The 4,613-nt window shown below is 32.0% G+C and carries 2 protein-coding genes; both read right to left on the reverse strand.

Features of this window, described 5'->3' with window-relative positions; translation table 11 throughout:
* Positions 1 to 235: 235 nt before the first annotated feature.
* Positions 236 to 2,698 (reverse strand): hypothetical protein, encoded by a 2,463-nt coding sequence (locus Q0U66_RS05495; protein WP_297378444.1) that lies wholly within the window; start codon positions 2,696 to 2,698, stop codon positions 236 to 238.
* 18 nt (positions 2,699 to 2,716) lie between these two features.
* Positions 2,717 to 4,153 (reverse strand): copper amine oxidase N-terminal domain-containing protein, encoded by a 1,437-nt coding sequence (locus tag Q0U66_RS05500; protein ID WP_297378447.1) that lies wholly within the window; start codon positions 4,151 to 4,153, stop codon positions 2,717 to 2,719.
* Between the last annotated feature and the right edge of the window lie 460 nt (positions 4,154 to 4,613).

Here is a 4,613-nt window from a genome sequence, read left to right on the forward strand (position 1 = left end):
ACACCTCTTTAGATATTATATCACATATGAAACTTATTTATCAATAATAATTATATTTAAATCTTAATTGTCAATCTTAATTGTCAAGACATATCTTAAACTTAGAAAAATATTCTTTTGCAAATAGCCTTGCTGTTTTAAAATAATATTTTAAAACGCTTTTGACATAAAAAAAAGAACATCGAATCACGTTCTATGTACTGATGCTTATTTAATCCTCTCTAATATTTGTGTTTTACTTCTTAAAATTTGGTCTTGAGAAGCTGTCCTCCCACATGTTGCCGACTATCTTGATTGAGCCGGTGTTATATGCATCAATCGTAAAACCGTTTCTTATATATGTTCTGTTAATTGAGTATATGTCATACATAGTTCCAGATGGATAGTCCAAGTGAACATAGTGTAGAGGTGCTTGCTTGTATGCTGGTATCAAATTAGGTTCCCCTTTAGTTACCCAATAAGCATGGTAATATTTATTTGGATCACTTTGCGATTCGAATTGAGTCTCCATGTTTATAGCCTTGCCTCTATAAATGATTTTTTCTCCACTTACACTTGAATCCTTTGTATATGGTCTTATTCTCAATAGGCTTGAATCATCTTTAGTCTTTGATACAAATTTAGATATAGCATTTTTATTAAAATCACTCTTAATTTTATTTGCTTTTATTCTTTCTTCAATGTATCTTGAATCCTTTGAAGATGATCTCTCTGGTGCATTCTTTGCACTGTTATATTGAACATTTGGATCAAAATACTCTGTTTGTGACTTAATATTACCTTTTAATGTAAGTGCTGTAGTTTTATTTGGTCTTATTACATCTGATTCATTTTTAAATTGTGGTTCATCATAGTCAGTAATTATCTTCCACTTATCTCCGCTGTATTTGAAACCATAACCAGATTTCATTTTTTGGGTATCTTTGCTATTTGGTACTGGTGTTAATTTTGCCTTGTCTGTTATTCTCTTAGCAGATGCATGGTATTCATTACCAACACCTATTCTATATTTCCATTTTACACGAGGTGCATATACTGGAGGTATTTCACCTGCTGGACTTGAATGCTGTGTTTCTCCATCTGGCCATTCTTGATGATGATTGTCAGGTACTGTCCTACAGCACTCATGATAGCATGTTTTTGGAACATATACATCTTTCATTATTTCATCACCATATTTATCATATCTACCAGTTCCTTCTTCTTCCCATTCACCACATTCATATGGATAACAATTATATGTTTCTACCTTTTCCCTATCTTTTACATCCCTTTGTTGTACCTTTTGATACCTATCATGTCTTGTTAGTTTATAACGTGGCTCAACTATAAGTTCATATCTTTGGTCACATCTTATGTTTGTAGACCTTAAATCTTTCCATACTTTTTGATCTAAGTATCTGTGTGTAACTATAGGATTTGGTGCTTTATCATATACATTTATATTGCTTCCATTGTACTTTCTTACAACACCGTTATTTATACCTTCTTTTTCTTTTACATATTTTATTGATTCAGTTAAAATGCTATTTGGTACATATGTTTTATCTTTCCATGAGTCAAGTTCTACTGTATAGTGTGTTTTGTCTATTGCATATACTGGAAGTCCTGGAGATATAACTCCTTCTTGGAATGGGTTCCAGAATCTATCTTCTCTTTGGAATTTACTTGTCCATAGTTCATTGTTGTATTGGCTTACAATAGAAGGTATTTTATCTTGCATATTCTTTTGGTTTGCTTTTATTTTACCAGAATACTTGCTAAATGTTGACATTGTTTCAAATGTTTGATTTCTTTTATCATCCATATCACATAGGTCAAAGTTTCTTGTTAGTGGATCATTTAATAATGGAGTCCTTGTTGTATATGATGATATTGGTCCATCTTCTCTTATGCTCTTAGAACAAGAACCTGGTGTTGGTGTAACAGTTCCATTGTAACAAGTCATTGGTTGTGGGTCTGGCCAGTTTGCAAAGTCATCACATAAATCTACACCTGGTGTTTCTTTACAAACAACAGACTTTACCACATTAGTTTTGGCATGAAAACTCGTTTGTGGTGTGTTTCTTTGTTCTTCTGCCCATCTACGTAAATCTTTAGAACTTTTACCTTCTAATGATTTTAATGCACTGTCATACGCTGGAGTTCCTTCTTTTAAATTTGTTTTTGTATTTAGAAATGTTTTTGCATCATATCTATTACCAAGATTATCCATCTCTTTTGCAGCATTATCTAATATCTGAGAAAATTGAGTATTTCCTGTATGCAAAGTTGCTTCCGAGTAAACTTTATTGCCATCTACACTCTTAACATTTGAAAAGAATCCATCTCCAACATTGTCTCCTCTGCCTTTTGATGTGTGCGTATTGCTATCTCTTGTATCCTCCCAAGCTTCCTTACCGTATTGTGCAGTTTTCATATCTACGTTTGCATTCTTAGACTCAGTCCATATCCCTACCTTATATGAACCATCTGGATTTATTTCTATGATTTTTGCTACGGATTTAAAGTCTTTACCATCAATCTCAACTTTGTCTCCTTTCTTAGGTGGAGTTCCTGGTGGATTGCCATGGAATTGAAAGTTTTGTTGTGTTTCTATAACGTCTCCAGTTATTTCTGTACATTCAGCTCTCACTGTACTAAATGCATTTAAAAACAGCATCGTGAAAATCACGAATGCCGTTATATATCTCTTCATATTAAATTCACTCCTTTACTATTTTGCTAATGATGTTTCCATATAAGATCCAATCCTAAAATTTGTGCATTTATATTTAACACAATTCATATATTGTTTATATGATATATCTGGTATATCAATGAAGTATAAACCATTTGTTGTTGAAATTACTGCTTTATCTATAATAAAATCACCATACTTATTCAAGTAATCATCTATATCACCAGTTGATAACATAGCACATTCATTAGTTATATAATAACTGGGCATTAATGAAAATATTACTCTATTAATAAATTTATCCTTAGCGATACCAGTAACTGAAATATCAACCACGCCAGTTGCATCATATATCTTGTCCATTGATTTACATAATAAATCTGCTTCACTCAATCCAAGATTACCTGATTTTTTTCTATTTAAGTTTTTGTGTTGTATTCTATATTCTTCTTTACTTATCTCTACGCATTGATTTCTATATTTAAGAATATTGTCATCAAAACCATAATCATAATAAAACTCTTTTTTCAATAAGCCTTCTTCTCTTTTTTGGAACTCTTTATCATAGTCGGGATGTCCTTTAGTGAATATAGCAGTTCCTACTCTAGTATCATTTTTATTAGACTTAAATATATTCCAGTTTGCTGGTCTTTGTCCTACAGTATCCACTTTCTTAAAAGGTGCTTGAGAAGTATACTCTAATACAGTTCCTCTAAAATAAGTAACTGAACCATCTGGATTATGAATGATGTCAGCTGCCGTTGGGTATATATCATAAGTACTTCCTTTTTCAATAATCTGATTTTTTTGAAATTTAGCTGTTGGTAGCTCTTCTGGTTTTGGTATTCTTTGTCCACTTGCTGTTACCCATGCTAGGTTTTTATTTTGTGTAGGTGTTTGTGGTGTAGATGTTGGTGTTGTAGGTCTTGGTGTTTGGGCTGTTGTTACTCCTGTGCCTGCGCCTGGTGTTAGGACTACTTCCTTTGCTTTGTTGTCCCAATCAACTTTGAAGCCCAATGTCTCTGCTATGTTTCTTATAGGTAAGAATGTTTTTGATATCGCTGGGTCGATTTGCGCTGGCACGTCTATTGTTACTGCTTTGCCATCTGCCCACATAAGTGGTTTTCCTACTGGGTATGATATTGTCTTACCAGCATATGTTATGTCAACTATGTGATTTGTGCCGTCCCACTCAACTTTTGCTCCTTCGATTGCATTCACTAGGTCTCTTACTCCTACACATGTTCTTCCACCCACAACTCTTAAGCCGTCTGTCATCTTTTGATCTACTCTTACCTTTTCTCCGTCTTTGATGATGAATAGCTTTACTTCGCCTTGGAAGTGTTTTACTTCTTGTTTGATTGGTGCTACCTTGTTAAATTCTTTAATTGCTTCGTCTGGTGCTGCAAGGGCTGTTGCTGTTAATACTTGTGCTGCTATAATTGAACTTAATAATAATTTTTTAGCTTTCATTATAATATCTCCTTTGATTTTATCGTTTTACTTTATCTTAATTATACAATATATCTATAAATATTTCTAGTATTCTTTTAAATAATATTTTGTCCTATCATTTCCAAACATGTTCATATTTAAAAATATGAACATAATTTATTTTGTTTTTGTGTATAGTTTTATGAAATGTAATATTTATTGCTAGAATTTTGAGTGTAATGTAAAATTTTTTTCAAATGCAATAAAAAGTAGTGTTTTTTGTTTAAATTTTTGTTTTTACTATAAATTTGATCTTTCTCTATGTTTTTTATACTAAACTATATATTTCACGCATAAAAAATAAGCCTGCAAATAATTGCAAGCTTATCTATTACATTTTACTATTTAATTTAATATTTATAAATTTCTTCTAAATCTTATTTAATTTCTTCCATTAACTTACCCATGATCCAAACAACGTCTGAGTGCCACTTCTTGT

This window comes from uncultured Helcococcus sp. (assembly GCF_946998255.1).
In the GTDB taxonomy this organism is placed as follows: domain Bacteria; phylum Bacillota; class Clostridia; order Tissierellales; family Peptoniphilaceae; genus Helcococcus.

Bases quoted from the DNA above. Each gene is read 5' to 3' on its own strand.
- Q0U66_RS05495 (WP_297378444.1), bottom strand. From the start codon at position 2,698: ATGAAGAGATATATAACGGCATTCGTGATTTTCACGATGCTGTTTTTA.
- Q0U66_RS05500 (WP_297378447.1), bottom strand. From the start codon at position 4,153: ATGAAAGCTAAAAAATTATTATTAAGTTCAATTATAGCAGCACAAGTA.